General features: G+C 52.9%; 22 protein-coding genes. 6 read left to right on the top strand and 16 right to left on the bottom strand.

Annotated features, from left to right (window positions below; genetic code table 11):
* Window positions 1-14 precede the first annotated feature (14 nt).
* From NSU14_RS01390 to NSU14_RS01380, 3 genes are read left to right on the top strand one after another with little or no spacing between them, the layout of a single operon-like run.
* Window positions 15-914 carry an HAD family hydrolase gene (locus tag NSU14_RS01390; protein WP_340942277.1) on the top strand — a complete coding sequence of 300 codons (900 nt, stop codon included), beginning with the start codon at window positions 15-17 and terminating at the stop codon, window positions 912-914.
* Entirely contained in the window at window positions 911-1,252 is a 342-nt protein-coding gene (locus NSU14_RS01385) for a DMT family transporter (protein WP_039307319.1), read from the top strand. The genes NSU14_RS01390 and NSU14_RS01385 overlap by 4 nt, the downstream gene beginning before the upstream one ends.
* A 43-nt stretch (window positions 1,253-1,295) precedes the next feature.
* Complete coding sequence (locus NSU14_RS01380; RefSeq protein ID WP_340942274.1) at window positions 1,296-2,246, top strand: metallophosphoesterase family protein; 951 nt, start codon at window positions 1,296-1,298, stop codon at window positions 2,244-2,246.
* 117 nt (window positions 2,247-2,363) lie between these two features.
* Here the strand turns inward: NSU14_RS01380 and NSU14_RS01375 are convergent, their stop codons facing one another.
* From NSU14_RS01375 to NSU14_RS01330, 10 genes are all read right to left on the bottom strand, one after another.
* Window positions 2,364-3,188 carry a MetQ/NlpA family ABC transporter substrate-binding protein gene (locus tag NSU14_RS01375; RefSeq protein ID WP_042141666.1) on the bottom strand — a complete coding sequence of 275 codons (825 nt, stop codon included), beginning with the start codon at window positions 3,186-3,188 and terminating at the stop codon, window positions 2,364-2,366.
* 87 nt (window positions 3,189-3,275) lie between these two features.
* Window positions 3,276-3,938, bottom strand: a complete 663-nt coding sequence (locus NSU14_RS01370; RefSeq protein WP_039307317.1) for a methionine ABC transporter permease — start codon at window positions 3,936-3,938, stop codon at window positions 3,276-3,278.
* Entirely contained in the window at window positions 3,931-4,692 is a 762-nt protein-coding gene (locus NSU14_RS01365; protein ID WP_340948873.1) for a methionine ABC transporter ATP-binding protein, read from the bottom strand. The genes NSU14_RS01370 and NSU14_RS01365 overlap by 8 nt, the downstream gene beginning before the upstream one ends.
* Window positions 4,693-5,074: 382 nt before the next feature.
* A complete protein-coding gene (locus tag NSU14_RS01360) occupies window positions 5,075-6,088 on the bottom strand; it encodes an endo-1,4-beta-xylanase (protein ID WP_340942271.1) in 1,014 nt (337 codons plus the stop codon).
* Window positions 6,089-6,150: 62 nt separating this feature from the next.
* Complete coding sequence (locus NSU14_RS01355) at window positions 6,151-7,110, bottom strand: carbohydrate ABC transporter permease (RefSeq protein ID WP_081970570.1); 960 nt, start codon at window positions 7,108-7,110, stop codon at window positions 6,151-6,153.
* A 2-nt stretch (window positions 7,111-7,112) separates the two neighbouring features.
* Entirely contained in the window at window positions 7,113-8,090 is a 978-nt protein-coding gene (locus NSU14_RS01350; RefSeq protein WP_039307312.1) for an ABC transporter permease, read from the bottom strand.
* An 89-nt stretch (window positions 8,091-8,179) separates the two neighbouring features.
* Complete coding sequence (locus tag NSU14_RS01345) at window positions 8,180-9,871, bottom strand: sugar ABC transporter substrate-binding protein (protein ID WP_076247735.1); 1,692 nt, start codon at window positions 9,869-9,871, stop codon at window positions 8,180-8,182.
* A gap of 114 nt (window positions 9,872-9,985) precedes the next feature.
* Complete coding sequence (locus tag NSU14_RS01340; RefSeq protein ID WP_340942267.1) at window positions 9,986-11,530, bottom strand: response regulator; 1,545 nt, start codon at window positions 11,528-11,530, stop codon at window positions 9,986-9,988.
* Between the two features lie 3 nt (window positions 11,531-11,533).
* Window positions 11,534-13,357 carry a cache domain-containing sensor histidine kinase gene (locus tag NSU14_RS01335; RefSeq protein WP_042139950.1) on the bottom strand — a complete coding sequence of 608 codons (1,824 nt, stop codon included), beginning with the start codon at window positions 13,355-13,357 and terminating at the stop codon, window positions 11,534-11,536.
* A 20-nt stretch (window positions 13,358-13,377) separates the two neighbouring features.
* On the bottom strand, window positions 13,378-14,919 hold the full coding sequence (locus NSU14_RS01330) for a response regulator (RefSeq protein ID WP_336103106.1): 1,542 nt from the start codon (window positions 14,917-14,919) through the stop codon (window positions 13,378-13,380).
* Window positions 14,920-15,129: 210 nt separating this feature from the next.
* Here NSU14_RS01330 and NSU14_RS01325 point away from each other — a divergent pair, with 210 nt between their 5' ends.
* Together NSU14_RS01325 and NSU14_RS01320 are read left to right on the top strand one after the other, a co-directional pair.
* A complete protein-coding gene (locus NSU14_RS01325) occupies window positions 15,130-15,480 on the top strand; it encodes a hypothetical protein (protein ID WP_042239628.1) in 351 nt (116 codons plus the stop codon).
* 153 nt (window positions 15,481-15,633) lie between these two features.
* A complete protein-coding gene (locus NSU14_RS01320; protein WP_336103104.1) occupies window positions 15,634-16,188 on the top strand; it encodes a UbiX family flavin prenyltransferase in 555 nt (184 codons plus the stop codon).
* A 109-nt stretch (window positions 16,189-16,297) separates the two neighbouring features.
* On the opposite strand, the gene NSU14_RS01315 is transcribed toward NSU14_RS01320, so the two are convergent.
* The 6 genes from NSU14_RS01315 to NSU14_RS01290 all read right to left on the bottom strand — a co-directional run bounded on the left by NSU14_RS01315 (window position 16,298) and on the right by NSU14_RS01290 (window position 23,552).
* Entirely contained in the window at window positions 16,298-17,689 is a 1,392-nt protein-coding gene (locus NSU14_RS01315) for an ADP-ribosylglycohydrolase family protein (protein ID WP_076247743.1), read from the bottom strand.
* Between the two features lie 3 nt (window positions 17,690-17,692).
* Window positions 17,693-18,649, bottom strand: a complete 957-nt coding sequence (locus tag NSU14_RS01310) for a nucleoside hydrolase (RefSeq protein WP_336103103.1) — start codon at window positions 18,647-18,649, stop codon at window positions 17,693-17,695.
* Window positions 18,650-18,749: 100 nt separating this feature from the next.
* The gene (locus NSU14_RS01305) at window positions 18,750-19,685 is read right to left on the bottom strand and encodes an ABC transporter permease (RefSeq protein WP_042139958.1); all 936 of its coding nucleotides are present in this window, start codon (window positions 19,683-19,685) and stop codon (window positions 18,750-18,752) included.
* Window positions 19,682-20,728, bottom strand: a complete 1,047-nt coding sequence (locus NSU14_RS01300; protein WP_340942259.1) for an ABC transporter permease — start codon at window positions 20,726-20,728, stop codon at window positions 19,682-19,684. Before NSU14_RS01300 ends, NSU14_RS01305 begins: the two co-directional genes overlap by 4 nt.
* The gene (locus tag NSU14_RS01295) at window positions 20,721-22,283 is read right to left on the bottom strand and encodes an ABC transporter ATP-binding protein (RefSeq protein ID WP_340942258.1); all 1,563 of its coding nucleotides are present in this window, start codon (window positions 22,281-22,283) and stop codon (window positions 20,721-20,723) included. The genes NSU14_RS01300 and NSU14_RS01295 overlap by 8 nt, the downstream gene beginning before the upstream one ends.
* 132 nt (window positions 22,284-22,415) lie before the next feature.
* A complete protein-coding gene (locus NSU14_RS01290; RefSeq protein ID WP_042139960.1) occupies window positions 22,416-23,552 on the bottom strand; it encodes a BMP family ABC transporter substrate-binding protein in 1,137 nt (378 codons plus the stop codon).
* Between the two features lie 327 nt (window positions 23,553-23,879).
* Between NSU14_RS01290 and NSU14_RS01285 the strand changes: the two genes are divergently transcribed.
* Window positions 23,880-24,635, top strand: coding sequence for a helix-turn-helix domain-containing protein (locus tag NSU14_RS01285; protein ID WP_039307282.1), 756 nt, complete (start codon window positions 23,880-23,882; stop codon window positions 24,633-24,635).
* The last annotated feature ends 13 nt before the right edge of the window (window positions 24,636-24,648 follow it).

Here is a 24,648-nt window from a genome sequence, read left to right as displayed (position 1 = left end):
AGGAGGACGGCAGCATGCCTACGCTCATTACCCCGTACGGGGAGCATTCCATATCCGCCATTCTGTTCGACAAGGATGGCACCCTCCTGGAGTTCGTCTCCCTCTGGGGCAGCTGGGGCGAGTGTTTCCTCGCCCGGTTCTCCCGGCAGCTGGAGGAGCATGGCCTTGAATTTCCGGCGCAGCACCTGGCCTCGCTGCTCGGGACCGTTCACGATGCAGAGGGCAGAATTATTGATTATGACCGTAACGGCCCCCTGGCCATGGGAACCATGAACGATCTCTATGCCATTCTGTCCTGGCAAGGCTATCTGCTTGGCTTATCCTGGGCAGAGTCGATGGAGCTGACTGACCGCTGCCGCCAGGAGGCGGATGCGTTAATGGAGCAGAGCAAGCCAGTGCTCCCGCTCCCCGGCCTGCTACATTTCCTTGAAGAATGCGCAGCCGAAGGAATTCCGCTGGCCGTAGTCACTGCCGATGAAACCGCAGCGGCGGAGAATCACCTCCGCTGGCTCGGCATACGCGGGTATTTCAGCGCCGTGATCGGCACAGATCAGGTGGAGCGCGGCAAGCCCTTCCCCGACATGGCGCTGCTGGCCTGCGAACGGCTGGGGATACAGCCGGCCGAAGCTGCCGTGATCGGCGACACGAACGGCGATATGCGGATGGCCAAGGCCGCCGGGGCGGCTGTGGCCATCGGGATTGCCGGCAATGCGGCAGCCGGGCGGACAGCTGCTGCAGCTACGGCCAGAGCAGGTGCAACCAGCAGCCCGGCCGGCGTGAATACAGCGGCTACAGACCTGGCTGCCGGCAGTAGCCGTGCGGCAGATACACGGCCTGCACGCAGTCTTTTGCCGGATGTAGATTGTCTGGTGCAGTCTTATGCGGAGCTTGGTATAGGAAGGATCGCACGATGAGGGCCGAGGGGGCCTTAGCCTGGGTGTTTCTCGCAATGGCGATTGTGTTCGAGCTCTCCGGCACCCTCTCCATGAAACTATCCCACGGCTTCACCCGGCCCTGGCCCTCCGTGCTGATGTTCCTGTTCTACGGGATCAGCTTCACCTCGCTCAATGTTGCCCTTACCTCCATCAAAGTTGGAGTTGCTTATGCGGTATGGTCGGGGGCAGGCATCATCCTGATCTCCGTGGCGGGCGCGCTTTTTTTTGAAGAACGGCTGACCTTCTCCTCACTCTTGTGGGTGACCGTAATCGTAGCCGGTATTGTGGGCCTAAACATCAGCGCCAAAGGGCATTAGGAAGATATTATTCATACATCATCAAAGGAGGCTCACCCTGCGAATGAACACAAGCGGACATGGCGGACAACCTCCGCTGTTAACCTTCCAGATTATTACCGACACCCATGTCACGGCCGATCCGGCACATGAATACAATCTGAATTTCGAACGGGCACTGCAGGATTTGGCCGCCCATGCGCAGGGCAGCAGCGGAATTATGCATATCGGGGATATCACGGATCATGGCTTCGCAGAGGAATATGCGGAGGTCCACCGTATTCTTCAGCTGCATCAGGCATCGCTGCCTGAGATCCGCTTCACCTTGGGCAATCATGATGTGGGCCTCGGCCACTGGGAATCCCGCCTGGCGATGTACACTTCCCGTATGGGTATGCCTGGTGCCTATCATGACCATTGGACCGGCGGGTATCATTTCATCTTCCTTGGAACTGAGGAGGGTCTGCCCACGTTCTGCAATCTGTCGGACGAACAGCTTAAGTGGCTGGACCGTAAACTCGGAGAACGGGCACCGGACAATCAGCAGCCTGACGGGCAGATGGAGCTGGAGCTCGGTGCAGCCGCGCCGCCGGATCAGCCGGTCTTTCTCTTTCTGCACCAGCCGCTGAAGGACACGGTGGCCGGTTCACTGGAGTCACAGGAGTGGTATGGCGTTACACAGGATAAGGAGCTGCGCTCCATCCTGGCGAAGTATCCGCAGACTCTGCTCTTCACCGGGCATACCCACTGGGAGCTTGAGGCCGGCAATACGATGTACCCCGGCAACGGGGAGACAGCCACTATGTTCAATGCCGCTTCTGTGGCCTACCTCTGGACGAATGCGGATGAGCACAAGACGGGCAGCCAGGGCTTCTATGTGGAGGTCTACGCTGACAAGGTGCTTGTACGGGGACGCGATTTCACTACGGGAACCTGGATTGAAGCGGCTCAATACGAGGTTGTTAACACCGTTAATGTACTTGGGCAATCTTCTGAAAAAGTCCATATTAAATAAACAAGCTTCCTTATAAAAGCTGCAATAAAAACAGCCTTCTCCGTCAATAAGGAGAAGGCTGCTGTGCGTAAAGGCTGCAAAACTATACATCCGTTTGCGGATGCAGTCTATTTTCAATCAAAAAGCAGGCAGCGCAATATCCGCGTAATTATCCTCAAGGAACTTCTTCACTTCCGGGCCGCTGATCGCCTTAGCCAGCTTCTGGATCGCCTCGGAATCCTTGTTGTCCTCACGGGCAACGAGCGTGATCGTAAATGCGGAATCCTCACCTTCGGTGATCAGCGCATCCTTCTTGGGGGTCAGGCCGAGCGGGCTGGCATACGCCGGAGTCATCGCCACCAGATCCGCATCATCCAGCATCCGGGCCAGCATCAGCAGATCGACCTCCTCGAACTTAAAGTTCCTGGTATTGGCGGTAATGTCCGCCTGGGTCGCCTGGATGCCTACCCCTTCCTTCAGCGTAATCAGTCCTGCATCCGCGAACATTTGCAGGGAGCGTCCGATATTGGAAGGATCGTTCGCCATCACCAGGGTCGCGCCCTCAGGCAGTTCATCAATGCTCTTGTAGCGCTTGGAATAACCGCCGTAAATGGCATCATATACCGGTTGAACCGCAACGAGCTTCGCATCTTTGCTGGCATTGAACTGTTCCATGTAAGGCACATGCTGGAAGAAGTTGGCGTCCACCTCTTTGTTCGCCAGCGCTTCGTTAGGCTGCACGTTATCGGACAGCACTACAACCTCCATATCCACGCCTTCTTCTTTCAGAATCGGCTTCACAATATCAAGGATATCCGTCATCGGCGGAATCAGCGAGGCTACCTTGATCTTCACAGGTTCAGTGCTGGCGGCAGCCGGTGTCTCTTCTGCTTCCTTGTTGTTTCCGCAGCCCGCAAGCGCGAGTACCAATACGAGCAGTGTTAATCCGAAGGCAGCTTTCATTCTTGTTCCGGTTCTCTTAACCGTTCCGTATCCTGCAGTCATCGTCTTCTTCATTATTATCTCCAGCCCCCATTGTTATATAGTATCTCAGCGTTTATCCAGCAGTCTTGCCAGCGTACTTCCTGTGAACTGAATCAATTGCACCAGCACAATCATGACGAGAATGGCGTAGATCATCACTTCTGTCTCGAAGCGCTGATATCCGTAGCGGATCGCGAAATCGCCCACCCCGCCGCCGCCGACCACGCCCATTACTGTTGAAAAAGAAATGAAGCTGATCGTAGAAGCTGTCAATCCCAGCACCAGTCCGGAACGGGCCTCCACATACAGAAACTTAAAGATCACTCCCAGCCTGGATGCCCCCATGGATAACGCCGCTTCTATCGTTCCTCTGGGAACCTCCAGCAGAGATTGCTCCACCAGCCGTGAATAATAGGCAATAGCGACAATAGACAGCGGCACCGTTGCCGCCAGCGTGCCAATTGCCGTTCCCACCACCAGGCGGGTAAACGGAATCAGAGCTACTACCAGCAGCAGGAACGGAAACGAACGCACCACATTTACAATGCTGTTCAGTATGAGAGACAGGCTTCTGTTCTCATACAATTGGCCTTTGCGGCAAAAATACAGCAGTGTCCCCAGCGGAAGCCCCAGCAGCAGCGCAGCCCCCACGGAGATTCCGACCATCACAAAGGTCTCTCCGATCGACTGCCACATCTGATCCTGATACTTCAGCATGCTCTCAAACATAGGGTTCCCCCGTTCTTCCCGTAATTCTCTCCCGGTAGGAGCCCGAATGGCTCCCCGGCGGAAGAAAGCCGGCCTCATCCCGGGAAAAGAAATCAACCATCCGCCCGCGCTCCATTACAGATACCTCTGAGCAGATGCTCCGGACAACATCCAGCTCATGGGTAACTATAACGACAGTAACACCAAGCGAATCATTGATGTGGCGGAGCACACCCAGGATATCCGCCGTGGTGCCCGGATCAAGCGCGGAGGTCGGCTCATCGCACAGCAGCAGTTTCGGATTGTTCGCCAGCGCCCGGGCAATCGCTACCCGCTGGCGCTGGCCCCCGCTGAGCTGCGCCGGATAGTAATTAGCTTTGTCCGCAAGCCCGACAAACTGCAGACATTCCAGCGCCCGCTTCATCCGACCGGCACGCGGCACTCCGGCAAGCTCCAGCGGAATCGCCACATTGCGGCTGACGGTGGCATTGCCGACAAGATTGAACTGCTGAAAGATCATGCCGATTCTTTGCCGCTGCTGCCGCAGCTCCTTGTCCGGCAGCTCTGTAAGCAGCTTGCCGTCTACAGTAACCGTTCCCCTATCGGGCCGCTCCAGCAGATTGATCAGCCGCAGGAGTGTAGATTTGCCGGCACCGCTTGCCCCGATAATGCCGTGAATAGCACCCGTCTTCACTTCAAGCGATACATTGTCCACAGCAGTATAAGGGCCGTCCTTCAGAGCGAAGCTTTTGCTAACCTGACTCAGTGATAGAATATGAAGCCCTCCTCAATAGACTGCCCGGACTACAGCGCTCCACCTTCGGCTGTATTGTACTATAATTATTTAAAATCTGTTTCATTAAAAATCTCTTTAAATAATAAGGCATTTCTTCCGCTGTGTCATCATTTTTCTCAAAATGATTTATAAGCGCTCCGGAAGGGATACCCATTATAAGGATGCCCCCGGGCCGTTTGGGATTATTCTTGTATATACGCAAGTGGAAACGGTACCGTCCTTTTGTGAGGACGGTACCGTTTCAGCGAGAAATAGAAGGATAAGTTATCATGTGAAACATATAAATTCTTATATTTCAAAAAAGGATGCGGCCCTAATAGGGCCCCATCCTTTTTTGAAATATAAGAAAAATCTCCTCCGCTCAGCGGTTCCCCGGCACAATCCGGTTATACGCAGGCTTGGGCTGATGCTTCTCATCGAACAGAAACGGCCAGTTTTTCCGTCCCCGGACCGGAAAATCATCCAGCCAGGTATAATCATCGGCTGCGCCCCAGAAGGTGACAGAGGTGATGACCTCGCGGTATTCCTTCAGCAGCCGGAACACGGCTTCATACCGCTCCGCCTGCAGCTCAAGCAGTTCCGCAGGAGGAGCCTTAAGATCCGTTCGCCTGTCATCGAAGCGGAACAGTGACAGATCAAGCTCCGTAAGCTGCAGCTGAAGACCGAGCGAAGCATATTTCTCAATCGCTTCCCTGATTTCATCCAGGCCCGGATCATACAGATTCCAGTGGGCCTGCAAGCCGACGCCGTGCACCGGCACCTCCCGGTCAATCAGGGATTTCATGAGCGTGTAAATTTTGTCCCGCTTCTGCGGGTCAGATTCATTATAGTCATTGTAGAAGAGCAGCGCCTGCGGGTCCGCTTCATGCGCGTACCGGAACGCTTCGGCAATGAAGTCCGGTCCTGCGATCTCCAGCCATTTGGATGGGCGCAGCAGCTCACTGCCCTCATCGGCAATAGCTTCATTGACCACATCCCAGGCGTAGATATCTCCCCGGTAACGCCCGACCACGGTCTCAATATGACTTTTGAGCCGGGCCAGCAGTGTATTCTTGTCTACGATGCCGTGCGTTTTGTCCTCAAACAGCCAATCGGTTGTCTGATTATGCCATACGAGGGTATGCCCGCGCATCGCCATGCCATGCTTCCGGGCAAAGGCAACCAGCGTATCCGCCGCCCCGAAACGATAGATCTCCTCTGCCGGATGCAGACTCTCAAACTTCATCTCATTCTCGGCAGTAATGCTGTTGAAATGATAAGCCAGCAGTTTTTCCTGTGAACTGGCCGTCCGCGGATTGACCGCTGCGCCGATCTTGAAATCATCAGCGAACACCAGCTTCAGTGCAGGCTCCTTGAAGTCCAGGCTTTCTCTCACGGCTAACAACACTCCTTATTCACATTAGTCGGATCAGGCAAAGCAAGCGCCGTTCCGGCCGCCTATTCCTTCACACTGCCGACATTCAAGCCCACTACAAAGTACTTCTGCATAAACGGATACACCAGCAGGATAGGCACAGAGGCCACGACTGTGATTGCTGCCCGTATAGAGAGCGGCGTCACCATCGCTCTTGCCGAATTCTGATCCATCCCCACCCCATTCTGTACGGTTGGGTTGCCGTTGGAATTCATCGTTGAGGATAGCAGCTTCATCAGCTCATATTGCAGCGTACTGAGATTCTGTCTGGATGAGGTATAGATAAAGGCATCGAACCAGGAGTTCCACGCGCCGACAGCCACAAACAGTGCGATGGTAGCCAGCACCGGCTTGCAGAGCGGAAACACCACCCGCATGAATATTCTGAAATCCCCGGCGCCGTCGATCTTCGCCGATTCCAGGAGGCTCTCCGGAATGGTTCCGATATAGGTACGGATGACGATCATATTGAATGCGCTGATCATGGACGGGAAAATATACACCCAGAAGCTGTTTAACAGATGCAGATCCTTGATCAGGAAATAGTTCGGGATCAGACCGGCGCTGAAATACATCGTAAGCACAAAGATAACAGTAATCGGCTGGCGGAATACATATTCCCTGCGGCTTAAGGTGTATGCAAGCATGGTGGTCAGAAAAATATTAAGTATCGTAGAAATTACCGTACGGGCTACTGAAACCAGGAAAGCGTCAAAAATAGTTCCCGTGGCAAAAATCGCCCTGTAATTCTGAAAAGTCCATTCTCTCGGCCATAAGTAAATACCGCCGCGGATCGTATCGTTCCCTTCATTAAACGAAACAGCAATCGTGTTGATGAATGGATATAATGTCACAACCACCAGACAGACCATAAAGAGCGTATTGAAGGAAGTGAACAGAATCGGCTCAAGCCTTCCGGTGCCTAGACTCCTTTTCACCGTATAGCCTGCTTTTGGCCCAGGGCTAATTTGTCGGTTATCCATCATTATAACAACCTCTCTTCCCCAAGCCGCTTGGAAATCCCATTAGCCATAAGCAGCAAGGTTACACTGACAACTGTTTTGAAAATCCCGCCCGCAGTGGCGAGTGAATAATTCCCTTGGGCAAGCCCGTATTTAAGCACGAAGATATCTATCGTCTCCGCCCAGTCCACTACCAGCCCGTTGCCGAGCAGATACTGCACTTCAAAGCCTGCTTCCAGGACATGTCCTATGGACATAATCATCAGAATTACAATCGTTGCTTTGATACCAGGCAGGGTTACAAACATCATCTTCTTGTAACGGTTAGCACCGTCAATTTCGGCAGCTTCATAAAGGGCCGGGTCAATGGAGGCAATGGCCGCCAGATAAATAATGGTATTCCAGCCCACTTCCTTCCACACATGCGAAGCCCCTACGATTCCCCAGAAGTACTTTCCCTCACTGAGCCATAGAATCGGCTCTTTAATCAGATGCAGCTTCATCAGAACGATATTTACAATCCCGTCGTTAATGGAGAGCGAGGTGGCCACAATGCCGGTAACTATAATCCAGGACAGGAAGTGGGGCAGATAAGAGATTGTCTGCACGGTCCTTTTCCAGAAGACCTTCTTGATTTCATTCAGCAGCAGCGCAAGCACGATAGCTGTAACAAAACCGAGAATCAGATTGATAAGCCCCATCGCCAGCGTGTTGCGCAGTACACGAATAAAGTTATCATCTGTAAACAGAAACCTGAATTGCTTGAGTCCCACCCATTCCTGTTCACCGAAGGACTTCGCCGGCTTGTAATTCTGAAAGGCCATGGTCCAGCCCCAAACGGGAACATAGGCAAAAAGAATAATGTAGAGCATCAAAGGCACAGACATCCAAATAAGCTGATTCTGGTTTTTGATCAAGCGCCAGGTAATCGGCTGTTTTTTCTTCTTTCGGTTCTTCTTCGGATGCCGGACGACAGTATCTATTTCTAGGGTCTCATCCATATTCGTTGTCTCCTACTCCATGAAATTAATTTAGCAAGTGGAAGGCCCTGATCGGCCCTCCACCTTCTGATCCCGGAAACAGCGTTCCGTTATTTACTCCAGTTCTCAATTCTCCACTTAATCTGCTCATTGATCTTGTCTTCATATGCCTTCACATTAGCCTTTTCGATCTGTCCGGTGTAATCGGTCCATACGGAATCGAAATCTGCCGGGTCGGCAAGGATGGCTTTAGGCAGGAACTTGGTCTGCAGTTCATTCAGCTTGGTACTGGCTATTTTGGCATCCGATCCTTCAATTAAGTCGATGGACCAGGCAGGATAATAGACCGGGTTGGCAGGTGGTTCACTGAAGAAGTCCACGTAAGAGTCAAAGCCATAGGCATCAAGCACTTCCTTGTCAAAAGGCTTCAGACCCGCTTTGTATTCTTCCGGCTGTGCAGCAGCATCCGTTGAGTTGCCGTCACTGAAGCTTCCTTCGGTTTTGGGCAGGTAATCAAACATCGCTTTGGCTTTGTTGGCCAGCTGCCAGGTGGCATCGGCTGCATTGTCACGCTGTTCCTGGGTTCTCATAAATCTGCCGTTCTCCACGATATAATCTTCGCCTTCCACACCCCAGGAGAACGTTTTCTGCCAGTCTTCCTGAATCAGAGTGTCGAGCAGCTTGATGATCTGCACGGCATTTTTGGCATTGATGCTGATACCGAAGCCGTTGTTAAGGTTAAGAACGGCAAGATCGCGGTAGTAGTCTTTGGTTGACTCGTCGTATACGAGCGGAAGACCGACATAGGTGCGTTCAATTTTACCTTGGGTAGTCAGAGAATCCTCAGCAGCGTTGAAGTTCCAGTGCTGGTCGAACATCCCCAGAACGGTTCCGCTGGACAGCTTTGCCATATACTGGTCATAATTCTGTACAAAGGTCTCTTTATCAATCAGACCCTTCTGGTTGATTTCATTCAGCTTCTGGTAGTATTGCTTCGCATAATCTTTATTTGCAAACACTTCAGCTACGCCGTCATTGACAACCACACCGCCATCATTTGGATGGCCGATCAGATGCTGCGGCGCATTGAACAGACCCCAGTTTTTCCAGTCATAGTTCAGGATTTCGAACCCGATCGTCGGGCTTCCGTCGATTTTAGGATATTTCGCCTTATACTGCTCAATCAGGTCAAAGTATTGGTCCAGTGTCTTCACCTGCGGATAATTGAATTCCTTGAGGACAGCTTTTTGAATCCAGAAGGCAGGTCCCGAATACCAGGAGCTGTTAACCTTACCATTGTATACACCGTAGTTAGGCAGGATATAAATATGGCCGTCGTTCGGGTCCTTCATCATGTTCCAGTATTCGGCATAATGCGCTTTCAAATTTGGCGCATGCTCTTCAATCAGGTCTTCCAGCGGAATATAAGCCCCTGCTGCTGTAAGCTTGGTATTCCCGGTCATGAGATCCGGGTAATCCTGGCCGGCAATCATAACGCCCAGCTTCTGGTTAATGTCACCTGCCAGGAATTCCATATCGAAGCTGGCTCCGGTTTCTTCCTTGATCTTCTTGTAAATTTTGTTGTCCGGTGTCGGCTGTTGTCCAGCTGCCCCAATGAATACGCTTACCTTAAAGGGTTCTATCTTTCCTTCCGTGTTAGCTGAAGCGGTTCCTGCCGCAGTTGTCTCTTCAGCTTTGCCCGCAGTATTGTTGTTGTTGCCCCCGCAGCCGGATAGCGTAAAGCTTAGGGATAACAGAACAATTAGGGAAAACTTGTACATCGCTTTCGACTTGCCCCCCATAAAGCACCTCCATAATGTGTTGGTCTTTAATTTGTAAGCACTTACATATATGAATTATAGAGGTGATCACCCTGCTAAAATACGACCGAATTAAAGGTATACCCCCATAAAAGTTTAGAACTTTGCATGGCGGTACTCATTCGGGCCCATGTGCATCTCCTTTTCAAACCGTTTCAAAAACTGGCCGTAATTGACATAACCTACACGTTCAGCTATCTCCGAGAGCTTCAGCTTGCTGCCGCGCAGCAGAACCGCCGCCTCCTGAATCCGCAGATGATGCAGCTGCTCATTGAAGGTCATGCCGTTCTTCTTAATCAGCAATTGCCCCAGATAGACGGGATGCAGGAAGAAGACCTCTGCCAGCTTCTGAATGCTCAGACTCTCCTGAAAATGCGCACCGATATACTCGTTAATCTCCTGCACAATGCCATGCGACTTTTGATTCTGCTCACGCATCAGGAGATCAATTGCCATTTCACCGCACATTAATAAGCGGCTGAGCAATTCATCCAGCGGGATCATGGCCTGCTGGATCTCCGCGATTCCAGACCCTGCCGTCCCCTGCTCCCCTCCTCCGTCCTCCGCCCCGGGCGCGAGCTCGGTGATCCGGTACATGAGATGAATCACAATTTTCCGAACCACCTCCGGTGCCACCTGCTGTGCACGGAAGCTGCGGTCCGCTTCCTCCAGTGCTCTGCGGTAACCGTCCGCATCGAGCAGATTAACAGAATCAAGCAGGGCATCCATCAGCCGGATATGGTCATAATGGTAGCTGAAGGATTGGCCCTGTATCCCGCGGTAAGCCAGAATCCCTGCATACTCAGGATTATAGAAAAAATGCTGCAAAGCCTCTTTGGCACTGCGGTAACTCTCCGCAATCCCCGGCAGGGAGTTCTCCGGGGCGCCAATGGCCATATAGATCTGTCCGCTGCCGTATTCCTGCCGGAGGATATTCAGCCCCTCTTCTATGGTGCCGCCTTCAGGTCTGTCTGCCGGCATACCGTATACAATCCCGAGCATGCCCGCCTCCAGATCCATCATCACCATGGCCGGATAGGCGGCCAGCAGGGCAGCCGCCCTTCCCCGCAGCTCTGCATACAGCTCCGGGACAGTCTGAATCAGACAAAGATTCCAGGTGCCGACCCCCTGAAAGCCAGGCAGGCGATCCAGCAGCTCCTGAAGCTCCGGGTCTGCTTTTTTCCCGTACAACAGTCCTCTAATCAAGGCCACCGCCTCTTCTTCAGAGGCAATCTCATGAATCATTCTGCGGTTCGCTTCCTGCTCCAGCTCCTGATGAATTTCCCGCAATTCCTCGGCGGCCTCCTCCGGAAAGACCGGCTTCAGCAGATAATGGCTGATTCCGTAGCTGATGGCCGTGCGGGCATATTCAAATTCACTGTAGCCGCTCAGAATCACGAACTTGGGTCTGCCGGCATCCTGCTCTTGCCAGGCCTCTATCATCTCCAAACCATTCATGAGCGGCATGTTCACATCTGTAATCACCAGGTCCGGCTCCAGCAGCTTCATCAGCCGCAGCCCCTCCCGGCCGTTGCCGCAGGTTCCGCACAGCTCGAAGCCGAGTTCCTCCCAATCAATCCACAGCTGCATACCTTCAAGGGCGCTCGGCTCATCATCAATTAATAATACTTTGTATTTCATTGGTTACACCTCGCCTTCCAAGGGATGATTCATCTCCAGCAGCCTGAGCGGAATGCCGAAGGTGACCAAGGTCCCCAGACCCGGTGTGCTGGATATCTCGAAGCGCACCTGATCGGCATAATACAGCTCCAGCCTGCGGTAGACGTTGCGGATTCCGATATTGGCCCCGGAGGAGTCCTCCTTGCGGATGGCAAACAGCAGCTCTTTAAGCTTATCCGGCTCTATGCCTTTGCCGTTATCCGATACGCTAATCTGCAGCCGGTTATCCAGCACTGCCGTGCTCACCCGGATAATGCCAAGCCCTTCAATCGTCTGTAATCCATGCTTGCAGGAGTTCTCGACCAGCGGCTGCATGCTCAGCTTCGGAATTTTATATTTCAGTGACTGCTCATCAATCTCAAACACATAGTCGAATTTATCCCTGAACCTGAATTTCTCGATTTTGAGATACATCTCGATGAATGTGATCTCCTCCTGCACCGACACCAGGTCTTCCTTCCAGCTGAGCAGCCTGCGCAGCAGCTTCGACAGGCTTTTCACAATATCCGTAACATCGGAATACTTATTCTTGGTGCAGACCACCAGAATCGCATTCAGCGTATTGAACAGAAAATGGGGGTTCATCTGGCTCTGCAGGAAGTTCAGCTCCGCCCTGACGCGCTCCATCTCCAGATTCTTGCTCTGGATCTCCAGCTTATACACATCGTTGATCAGCGAGTGGATTCTGGAGGTCATCCGGTTGAAATTGCGGATTAAGCCGCCGATCTCATCCCGCCCCTCATCGATGGTGATCAGCTCAAACTTCTCGTTAGACACCTTTTGCATATGACGGGACAGGCGTTTCACCCGGTAATTGTAAGAGCGCAGCATAATATAGATGAATCCGCTGGTTAGCAGCGTAAGCGTTGTTGCCAGCCCAGCCGCGTACAGACGTATATCCAGAATCGCCTGGGAAATCCGCTCACCCTGGGTGATTCCGGCAATTCTCCAGCCTTTGAGATAGTTGGCCGTACCCACAGGTACTATCCGAACATCCTCCTCCTGACCTTGACCGTTACCCAGCTGATCGAATACGGGATAGGGTTCTTTGGTGAGCCGCTGATAGCCGCTGTCCGCTGACATGACAATCTTGTTCTGCTCATTGATGAGGTAGAGGCTCAAGTAATCCTTCTCCCGGACAATAATGTCATAGATCTCATTAAGATCCAGATCAATGCGCAGCACCTTCTCATACTTATTCAAGTTTCTGTAATTATCCATCGTTTCAACTACACTTAGCGTAGGGATTGACGATGCCAGATTCTTGTTCTCACTAGTCCGGTAGGCGGTCACAAACACCTGGGTACTCGCATTCTTCGCCTGTCTATACCAGTCGCTGGCCCATACCTTGTCATTCATGACCTGGTAATTCCCGCCGGATACAATGGTGCGGTTGTCTGTGTAGATGCTGATCCGCTCCAGCTGGTTGTTAACAGGCATGTAGCTGTTCATCCGGTCCCTCAGCTGTTCGTCGAACATATTATAGAATTCTATGGAGTCCGTGTAGGTGCGGTCCAGCATCTCGTACAGATTCTTATCCGTAGACAATGCATATCCGACGGAGACCCCCCCTTCGATGAAATCAAGAATATCCTTGCGCGCCCGCTCCAGGGAAATCTCCAGGTTCTGCTGTTCTCTGGATTTGATAAGATCCGTAATCCGGTCCAGAAATACAAGATTAAGCACCATTATAGGCAGGAGTACGCCGACAATATAGATCAGGTAGAACTTGTAATTGAGCGGGATATCGTTAACAATCGTTGTGAATTTGAATCTTTTTCTCCACATGCCTTATGCACCCGGCTTTCTCAGAGCTGCTTGTTCTTATTGGCATTTTTGTAGACTGAAGGTGAAGAACCAACCCTCCCCTTGAACTTGTCGATAAAATAATCCGTATTCGAAAAGCCCACCTGCAGTGCGATATCCGATATCTTGAGCTGGGTGCGCTTAAGCAGGCCCTTGGCCGCTTCAATCCGCTTCTCATTCAGATAATCGCTGAAGCTCCGGCCCGTTTCCTTACGGAACAGCTGGCCCAAATAGGCCGAATTCATATGAAACTGCTTGGCAATATCCTGAAGCTGCAGCTTGCTCCGGAATTCAAGATCCACGTACTGAATGACATTATAGATCGTATTCCCTTCATTATCCGCCCGTAATTCAGCCAGATAAGCCGCTGCCTGCAGGCAGAGCTTGTCCACATACAGACTCAGCCGGTAATAATCCGCGAGTCCGCCCAGATTGCCATACTCCGTCCGCATCGCGTTCATGATTCGGTCGGGATCTCCCTGCATTTCAGCGATGCTACGGCATAAGGTCATCTCCAGATGAGCCACCTCGGCCTGGGCAGCATCGATCTTCAGCGGCTTGGCCGTAATGGCAGCGAACGCTTCCCTGACACAACTCAGAATCTGCCCGGTCTCGCCTGCCTTGACCTTCTCCAGCACACAGGTGAAATGCCCTTCAGCTAATTCCAGGGACTGGCCCTTTGCTCCCAGGTCGTTATAGTAGAAGATTCCGCCCTTCTCCCTGCGGTACTTCAATCCCCAGACCTCAAGGCTCTGTGTGTACAACTCCTGGATGGAGCGCGCCCCTTTCCGCTTGCCGCTGATCAGTACGGCCACAGGAACGCCAAGCTTCTCCGACTGTGCCCTCTGCACCTGGGCGGCGGCGGCCTCAATGGCTTCGGAGGACATCCCCGCACACCGCACAATAAGACCCGGCCTGCCCGCAGGGTCCTGAAAGACATAGCCAAGCTCACCCGGGAATCCTTCCCCCTCCCCTTCATTCAGGCTCATTGTGCTTGATACAGCAGCAGCAAGGATGCACTGCAGCTCCGTCTCAGGCTGAAGGTCCATCAGCCTATCCGCTGCGCGCTCCAGTTCTTCGCTCCATTCCCCCTGAATGAACCGGTTGATCAGATTATGGACCAGGAAGTTTTGCTTCTTGCGGCCCTCCTCTCTGGAAGCGATTTCATTTTGGATGATGGCTCTGATCTTCAAAAGCAGCGCCCCGATCTCCTCATCATCGACCGGCTTCAGCAGATAGCCATCCACCTTCTGGCGCAGCGCAGTGCGGGCATAATTGAAATCGTCATATCCGCTCAGAATAACGAATCTGGGCGGGTGGTCCATCACTTCCTTCACGGCAGCAATCAGCTCGAGTCCGTTCATTACGGGAAGGTTGATATCCGTAAGCAGCAGGTCCGGCTTATGCTCCTGAATTAACCGGAGGGCCTCCACAGCGCTAAGCGCTTCGGCGCATACTTCGTAACCGGATTTCTCCCAGTCAACCATCGTCCTAAGTCCTTCAAGAACCCACGGTTCATCGTCAACAATCATGACTTTCAGCATGAGCCTCGCTCCAATCCCCGAATCTAAATTTGTCAGCAAATGAATTACAAATAATGCTAACATACAAGTTCGATGATGTGAATTACAACTTAATCAGATATCGGAGTCATATAAAGTAACATTGGTCATTTACTTTTTGCGGATATTCTCTATAATTAGGGTTAATTTCATTGATTATCCGGCATTATCTCACACAGGGAAGTGATATTCTTGACGGTAAACAGTCTTCTATCCTCCAACGAATTCAAGAAGCGCCTCTCCCGCTGCTACAATGAAGTGCATAGGGAACTGTATGGGGTGGGTGTCACACAGCTGAGAATAGATGCCGCCGGCGAATCGATGATCCTCTTTCTGGTGAAGCATCAGCGGGTAACTGCACTGCGGGCGCTGGAAGAGAACTATCCCGAGCTGAAGCAGTCGGTGGATGCTGCGCTACATCAGGAGTTCAAGCGGATCTTCCGGAAGAAGCTGGCCGATGAACTGGATCTGCCCGTCACCGGTGTACTCCGGGATTATGATCCGGGTACAGGCTGGGCCAGCACGATTATTATCAGTGAATAACAAGTAGAAGCGGCGGCGTCCGGATTGTATTCTGGGTGCGCTGAATAGGCCTAAGGTTTGCCCGATTTCTGTTTACAGACTGAAGGAAGCCGTTGATTAGAGGGATGCCTCTCTAGTTCAGCGGCTTCTTTTCATTTCAAAGGAGCTTACGCCATGAAAATTATCGTCGGCATCACCGGAGCCAGCGGCTCCATTTACGCTTATTCCCTGATCCGCTGCCTGCATCAGCTTGGGGCTGAAACCTATGTCATCGCCACAGGTGCCGGAGAGAATGTGATGAAATACGAGTGCGGCGCGGATATGCAGGAGCTTGCCGGATACGCCACCGTGCTGTCCAATACGGATCTGTTCGCACCCGTGGCCAGCGGGTCCTTCAAGACCGACGGGATGGTGATTATCCCCTGTTCAATGAATACGCTGGGAGCTATCGCTAACGGCATGGGGGATACACTGCTTAGCCGGGCAGCCAGTGTGGTGCTCAAGGAGAAGCGGCGGCTGATTATCGTTCCGCGCGAAACCCCGCTCCATCTGATCCATCTGGAGAATATGCTGCGGATTGCCCGGGCGGGGGCGGATATCATGCCGGCTTCGCCGGGCTTTTACAATCATCCGACCGAGATCTGGGAGCTGGTGAATTTCATGAATGCCCGCGTTCTAGACGCACTCGGGATTGACCATCAGCTGATGAAGCGCTGGGGGGAAGCTTAGAGGGCCGTTCCGGTCTTCTGCCGAAACAGGGAAGCCCGCAGCCAGTGTGGCATGGCTGCGGGCTTCCCTGTTCTTTTAAGAAAAATAATGTATGAAAGCCAAGCTAATCCTATTCTCCCAGCTCTGCACGGATCTTCAGGAATACCTGATAGCTCCGCTCGGCAACCTCCGAAATCGCAATCGGGTGGAAGCCCGGCAGATCCGCGTACAGCAGATCATTCAGCGGTGCGGTCCAGCTGGCGGGAAGCCGGGCTGCGCCCAGCTTCGCTCCCATAATGGAGCCGACTGTGGCACCGTTGCAGTCGGTATCCATCCCGGCAGAGACAGAGGTAACCACGGCTTTCTCGAAGTCATTGCCGCCGTATATAAGCGAAGCTGCAACGATGGCGGCGTTGTTATTGGTATGCACCGGGTCATAATGGCTGAACCGGTCCCATAGCCTGCTGACAAGCTCCCGCTCGCTGCCCGCTTCCTGTGCAATGGCTATTCCGGTCCGCACATCCCCGGCCAGTCTGCTCGTCTGAGGAATTTCGCTGAGTCCAATCTCCACAATCTGCTCGTTATCAAGGCCCGCGAACGCAGCAGAGATCATTGCAGCATTGAACATTTCACCGTAGATCCCGTTCTTCACATGGGAGAAGGAGGCATCCCGCCAGCCCAGCTCCGCCGCAAGCTCGGGATTCCCGGCCGCTCCATAGGCCAAGGCGTCCGCACGGATGGCCGCCCCGATCCATTCGCGGTACGGATTCAGATGCATGCGCACCCGCTCCTGCCGCAGCGGCCAATCCTCCGGCTTCTCACCGTGCAGATGGGAGGTTTCGCCGGCAAAGTTCATATAGGCCTGTGTTTCTGCTGTACATACCTGGCTGTAGGTCAGATGCCCGTGCCACAGCTTGCCGATATCCCAGGAATCCCAGTCCAGCCCTTTCTGCTCCAGCAGCATCAGACCGAGGACCGTATAACGGATATCGTCGTCACTCTCCATGTAGCTGATCTTCTCCCGGGTACTGGTGAATGACCAGTCGCTTAAGCCCAGACCGTATTCCGCCCGGGCCGTAGAGTACTCAGGTGTATATCCTGTAATCGGCCAGGCATCCGCGCCGCGGAACCACAATTCAATGTTCTCCCAGCCGGTACGGCCGTCCTTCCCGTACAGATAATCCCAGTATTCCAGCGGCTTGCCCAGCGCACAGCCTACACTCCGGCCAAGCCACGCTCCATAGAACCTGTCCCTCCACTCTTCCGGTGTCCAATTCACCGTAAGCTTACGCGGACCTCCGGGGCGCAGCCGTCTGATCGACGCCAGATCCGAGGGCTCCTCGTAAGGAAAGTCCGCGGCCACCTGAAGGGCCATCAGCTCCCGGTATACCTCCATGAGCTTGCCCTCATCACTTCCGGCAGCAGCCAGCTTCTCTGCCAGACTGCCAGGCCGGCAGCCTTCCTCTATCCGCTGCTGCAGCTCCAGCCGCACCGTCTCCTGCAGACGTTCCCAGCCTGCCATCCGCTACAATTCTCCCGCCGCAGGCAGGGGCCCGCGGTCTAACCGCTCCAGTGAATCGAACAGCAGCTTGATAAAGGCTTCACGGTCTACGCCAAGCAGCACCTCTGTATTGGCAGGCTGCTCCGGCTTCTTGCGCCGGTCGGCAACAGTCATCCCCCGGGTCAGCTTGCCTTCGGTCTCCACCGTAACATACAGATGCTCCGATTCAAAAAGCTCCGGATGCAGCAGCCAGGCAATCGCGCACGGGTCATGCAGCGCATTGCCGATATAACCCATCTTTTTGCCGTAGATCGAATAGAAATCCAGCAGCTCACCGACCATTACCGATACGGGTCCACGGGTTTTCAGTTCCTGAATCTCCTCTTCAAAAATCGCCGCCTTATCCGTTACATCCAGTCCGCTCATCACAATGGGAATCCCGGATTCAAAGACAATCCGCGCCGCCTCCGGGTCGACATATATATTGAACTCCGCTGTCCGGGTCACATTGCCATAGGCCAGCCCGCCGCCCATCAGAGAGATCTTCTCGATTCTGTCCTTCACTTCCGGATAAGCGGTAATCAGGAGGGCGATATTCGTTAGCGGAGCTGTAGGCACCAGGGTAATCTTCTCTTTGGATGCGCGGATAATCTCCAGCATGAATTCTACCGCTCCCTGTTCCACCGGCTTGAACTTGCTCGCCGGAAGCGCGGGGCCGTCCATGCCGGACTCCCCATGTGCTGCTTCTCCGGTTACCAGCTTACCAAGCAGCGGAGCCGCCGCTCCCTTGGCTACGGGAATATCGGCATTTACAAAGCTAAGCACCTTGAGTGCATTATCGGTGATTTTATCCAGAACCTGGTTGCCGCCAACCGTGGTAATGCCCCGGATCTCCAGCTGCCCGGGATGAGCCAGCGCAAGCAGAATGGCAATCGCGTCATCATGCCCCGGATCGCAGTCAATTATGATAGGTGTTGGCATCGTTGTCGCTCCCTTGTAGGTTTAATATTGAAAAGCCGAAGGCAGCCCTACGCTTCTTTTTGCTTTTCGCTAAATTCTTTAGTGCTTCTTATAGATCTATCTATTTGGCAGTCGTCTTAAGCTTCTTGTTCTTCTTCCTTGTCTCCGAAACCGCGTATATAATCAGCCCCACTACCGTCGCCACGTAAGGAAGCGTGGCGATCAGCTCCGCCGGAATCTTCAGCACCTGCAGGGCATTGGAGAGCGCATCGGCTGCGCCGAAGAGCAGCGAAGTTAACGCTGTTCCTACGGTTGTACTCCGGCCCATGGATTCAGCAGCAATCGCAATCCAGCCCCGGCCGGCCACCATATCACGGGTGAACAGCGACAAATAGCCCATCGACATATAAGCTCCGCCCAGACTGGCGAAGAAGCCGCTGAGCAGCAGCGCCGTGTACTGGATCCGGACCACGCTGACTCCAACCGACTGGGCTGCATGCGGATTCTCGCCTACCGAGCGGATACGCAGCCCCAGCGGGGTGCGGTTCAGCAGATAATAGACCACAAGCACAGACAGAATCGAGAAATAAGTCAGAATGTGATGTCCCGACAGAATCGGACCCAGCACCGGAATATCCTTCAGCAGCGGAATCTGCACACTCGGCAATACTTTGCTCGCCAAGGAGGTCGATGAACCCTTGTCCCCGCTGAGCAGATACAGAATAAACACCGTTCCGCCTGAGGCGAACATATTAATCGCCACACCGCCTAGAATGATATGTGTCTTGAATTTCAAGGTGAAAAAGGCCAAAATCCCGGCAATCAGCGTTCCCGACAATACCGCACCCAGCAGCCCGACCCAGGCGCTATGCGTATAGGCGCTGACAATAACACCGGCCAGAGCCGAGACCAGCATAATCCCTTCCATCCCGATGTTGATGATTCCGGCACGGTTCGAGATGAGCGCTCCCAGTGCAGCGAACAGGATAGGTGTTGTCACACGCAGTACAGAGAAGGCAAAATCCGTCGTCAGAATGACATCTAGCAGACTGTTCATGCTTCCTTCGCCTCCTTCAGCAGCATGCGGTTCTTCCAGAACTTGAGGAACTGCTCAGCCGAAATCAGCAGGATAATCACAGCCTGAATGATCGAGATCATCTCGGACGGCACATCGGACAGCCGCGCCATCAGATCGGCTCCAATACGGATATAGGCCAGGAAAAGCGCAGAGACAATGACAGACAGCGGATTGTTCTTGGCCAGCATCGCCACCAGGGCACCATCCAGGCCATAGCCCGGCAAAGACGTCCACTGAAAGCGGCTGTACATTCCGAGTACTTCCACCGAGCCGCCCATCCCGGCAATAAACCCGGCGATCAGATGCACGAGAATGATAACCTTGGCAGTCTTCATGCCCGAGTAACGGGCAAACTCCCGGTTGACGCCTGTCATCCGCAGCTCATAGCCCCATTTGGTCCGGTAGAGGAACAGATGGGCCAGTACGATCAGCACCAATACAATAATAAGTCCGGTATGAATCCGTGTGCCTGCAAAAAGCTTACTCAGTTGCGCAGTTTTCTCGAATTTAAACGAAACGTTGGCGAAGGCCTTGGCATCCCGCAGATGATAGTTCAGCAGGTATAGCCCCACCCCGAACAGGATATTATTGAACATCAGCGAGGTCACCAGTTCATTGGCGTTCCACTTCGCTTTGAGAATTCCGGGAATGGCTGACAGCAGCGCCCCTGTGATAGAGCCTGCCAATATTGCTACCAGCGGATGCAGCCAGCTGTTCAGGCTGAGATGAATCGCCAGTACAGAGGCCACGACACCGGAGAAATAAAAGATCCCCTCTGCCCCCAGGTTGAACATATTGGCCCGGAACAACAGCGAGACGGCAAGGCCGGTGAACATCAGCGGAATGGCCATCTCAATGACATTGCCGATATGCCCCTTGGTGGAGAACGGCTCCAGCAGGAAAATGCCAATCGTCTTGAGCGGCTGGTCACTGACCAGCGAGATGATCAGGAATGCGATAATCAGCGCAATGCCAATAACCGCTGCCGTCCGGATTGCCTCAAAATATTTAGCTCTAAACATGATTTAAGGCCCTCCCGGTCTGCTCTTTGTCCTGCCGGTTAATTCCCAGCATATAGAGTCCCAGCTCTTCCTCACTCACGGCAGAAGGATTATCGAAATACGCAACGATCTGCCCCTCATACATCACAAGAAGACTGTCGCTCAGCTCCAGAATTTCATTCAGATCCGCCGATACCAGAACTATGGCGCATTTGTCCGAGCGCAGCTCCAGCAGCTTCTGATGAATGAATTGCGCAGCCCCGATATCCACACCCCGGGTCGGCTGCTCAGCGATCAGCAGCTGCGGATTCGTGGAGCACTCCCTTGCAACGACCACCTTCTGCATATTGCCGCCGGATAGCATGCCGACTGGCTGCCGTGTACCGGAGCAGCGCACTTTGAATTCTTCTACCAGCGATGACGCCAGAGCAGCAATTTTGGAGCTGTGGAGAAAAGGCCCCTTATTCATATCCTTCGAACGGTAGCGCGTAGAGATCAGGTTGTCGGCAATGCTGGCGTCTCCGGCGGAGCCCTGCCGCATCCGGTCCTCCGGGATATAAGATACGCCCAGGCTGCGGATGCCCAGAATATCCAGCCCGCGGATATCCGTGCCTTTTACACTAACCGCCCCACTGCCGGAGACGCCGCGCAGACCACCGGTCAGCGCTTCAATCAGCTGCGTCTGCCCGTTCCCTTCGACGCCGGCGATGCCTACAATCTGGCCTTCGCGGACCGAGAAGCTAATCTCCGCGAGGAGTGCTTTGCCCTGACTGTCCGAAACTGCCAGCTGCTCTACCCTTAGCACCGGCTTGCCCTGCGGAATGCTGTCCTTGTCGTACTTCAGCACAACATCGCGGCCGACCATCAGCCGTGAAATTTCCTGCTCCGTCACCTCGCGGGTCTGGAAGACCCCTTCGCTCCTGCCGCCGCGCATAATGGTAATCCGGTCACAGATTGCTTTAACTTCCTTCAGCTTGTGCGAGATAAACACGATGGTGTGACCCTGCTCCTTAAGCTGCTGCAGCTCATGGAACAGCTCCTCTGTTTCCTGCGGAGTCAGCACGGCGGTCGGCTCGTCGAGGATGAGGATTTTGGCCCCGCGAACCAGTGCCTTCAGAATTTCCACCTTCTGCTTCATGCCGACCGACAGATCCTCCACCTTAGCCCTGGCGTTTACCGAGAGGTTATATTTGCGTGCCGTTTCCTCCGTCAGACGCACCGCTTCACCAGCATTGAAGCCCACACCTTTTCGCGGCTCCATGCCCAGCACCATATTTTCGGCCACAGTAAAAGAAGGCACCAGCATGAAATGCTGATGAACCATGCCGATGCCGCGGTCAATTGCGTCCTGCGGGGACTGCAGCTTCACTTGTTCTCCCCGGATATAGATCGCGCCTTCACTCGGCTCCTCCATCCCAAACATGATTTTCATCAGAGTCGATTTACCGGCTCCATTCTCTCCCGCGATCGCATGGATTTCGCCCTCCCGCAGGGAGAATCCGACATCCTTATTGGCAACAACGCCGTTCGGGTATACTTTGGTGATTCCCCGCATTTCCAGCAGAGCATTTGCCATGGGTCATCAACGCCTTTCAACTTGGGTGGTCTGCAAAAATAGGCAGCTGGAGCTCTCCCAAAGAGAAGAGCCTCCAACTGCAGAGCTGTATAAGCCAATTTCATTTTATAAAGCTATCTTTGATCAATAATCTTAAGGCTTCACGGCATTGCGGATCGCTTCAACTTCAGCCGTTTCCATGCCCATCGCATTGTCGACGGTAACTTCCTTATTAATCAGCTTCTGCTTCACTTCTTCCACCTTAGCCTGCAGATCAGCAGGGAATACGTCTTTGTAAATGTCATTCTCCGCAATGCCTACGCCGTCTTCAACGAAGCCGAGCACATCACGTTTGCCCATCTCAAGCGTCCCGTCCTGCAGTTTTTTCACTGCGCCGAGAATGGCCGTATCGATCTTTTTAATCGCGGAAGTGACAATCAGGTTTGCTTTTTCACTATCCGTATCTTTCAGCAGCAGCGCCTGGTCCGAATCAACACCGATAGCATATTTAGTCTTTTCCTTGGCTGCATCAAAGATTCCCAGTCCCGTACCGCCGGCTACGTTGAAAATAATATCCACACCCGAGTTGTACTGGATCAGCGACAATTCCTTGCCTTTGGCAGGGTTCACGAAATCTCCGGCATAGGATACCGCTACCTTCACATCCGGATCAACATACTGTGCGCCCTGGATGTAGCCCACCAGAAAAGCATTAATGCCGGGGATATCCATCCCGCCCAAGAATCCGATCACATTCTCCGGGTTGGCATTCGGCATATCAGACTGTGTCGCAAGTGCTGCCGCCGCCCCTGCCAGGAAAGAGACCTCATTGGTCGAATACGACATGTTGTACATATTTTCAGGCGCTTCATCGATATCGGTATCGTAGTTGATGAATTTTTTATCCGGATTCGCCTCAGCCGTTGCATTGAACATTTCCGTAATTTCTGAGCCGCCCGAGATGACAACATCCCAATCCTCAGCAGCAATATCATTAAAAGTAGGTTCCCACTTCGTCTTGTCCGCGCCCATTTCGACCACTTTTGTTTCGGCGCCGAGCTCGTCCTTCACTTTTTGCAGGCCGCTGTTCGCCGCATCAAAAAACGACTTGTCGCCCAGCGTTCCCGGAATAAGCAGCACCACCTTGAGCTTGTCCCCTGCAGCAGCCTCTCCGCCTTCAGCATTTGTTCCGGAGTTGACCGCATTACCATTGCCGGACGTGTTGTTTCCGCATGCAGTGACCAGTACCATAACCGCCATCAGCAATAAAGCGAGCATCTTCTTTTTCATTTTCTAAGTTCACACCCCTGTTTTGTAATAGATCAACGCTGATAAAATAGCATAAAGTTCCAATTACACGTTTTGTCTAACGGGTAGCATCGGGCAGCATGAATAAAAGACGGTTGAAATTCTGAAAACAAGCAATTTACCTTGAAAACCAAACATTTCATGTTACATTTCTCGAAAAAACCGCATAAATCCGAACAAGATGGCCAGTCCAGTTGAGAATCTTCGGTTTAATTGATAAGATCATAACAAAAGAAAAGATAAATATTTATATATTTTCGGTCATCTTTTTGTACGATTCGGCTAAATGACGATAAAGGGAGGCTCATCATGGACCGTGTTCTATATATTGTAAATGCAGAGCATGAAGCAAATACGTATATCCCTCCGCATCAGCATGAATGTTTCGAGCTTGTGTATTATATCCATGGCCAGGGAACCTGCAGCATTGGACCGCGCAGCTATCATTTCCGGCCCTTCACCTTTGGCCTGATTCCGGCAGGTTTCAAGCATGACGAGAATCATCAGCCCAGCCCGGAGGTGCTGTTCGTCGGCTTCCATTGCGGCAATCCGATTATCAATACACTATCCGGCGTTTTTGACGATGATAAGGAACATACCGTACTGCAGACCCTGCAGCGGATGAATGCGGAATTCAAGCGCAAGCGCGACGGGTTCGCCGAGCTGCTGAATCTGCAAATGAGCGAAATTACCGTGTATCTGCAGCGGCTGCTCGCCGCCTCGGATTTCCATTCCCCGGCAGAGGATCAGATGCAGTATGTGCTGAATTATATGAATGAGCATTACCGCCATAAGCTCTCCGTGTCCTCTCTGGCAGAAATGTCCGGTTATAGCTACGACCGCTTCCGGCATCTGTTCAAGGAAAGATTTGGACATTCCCCGCACCGTTATCTTGTACTGAAGCGCCTGGATTATGCCAAATCTCTGCTGCTGCATACCCAAATGCATATCTCCGAGGTCTCTTCCGCTGCCGGATTCGTTAATGATGCCCAATTCTGCAATATGTTCAAAAGAGAGAGTGGACTCTCCCCGCGTACTTTCCGCATCAGAAGTAAGGTCATGTAATATAACATTAGTC

Source organism: Paenibacillus sp. FSL R10-2771 (genome assembly GCF_038000205.1).
Classification (GTDB): Bacteria; Bacillota; Bacilli; order Paenibacillales; family Paenibacillaceae; genus Paenibacillus_AQ; species Paenibacillus_AQ phytohabitans.
Note: the sequence above shows the minus strand (reverse complement) of the source record. Positions and strands in the feature narration are given on the sequence as shown.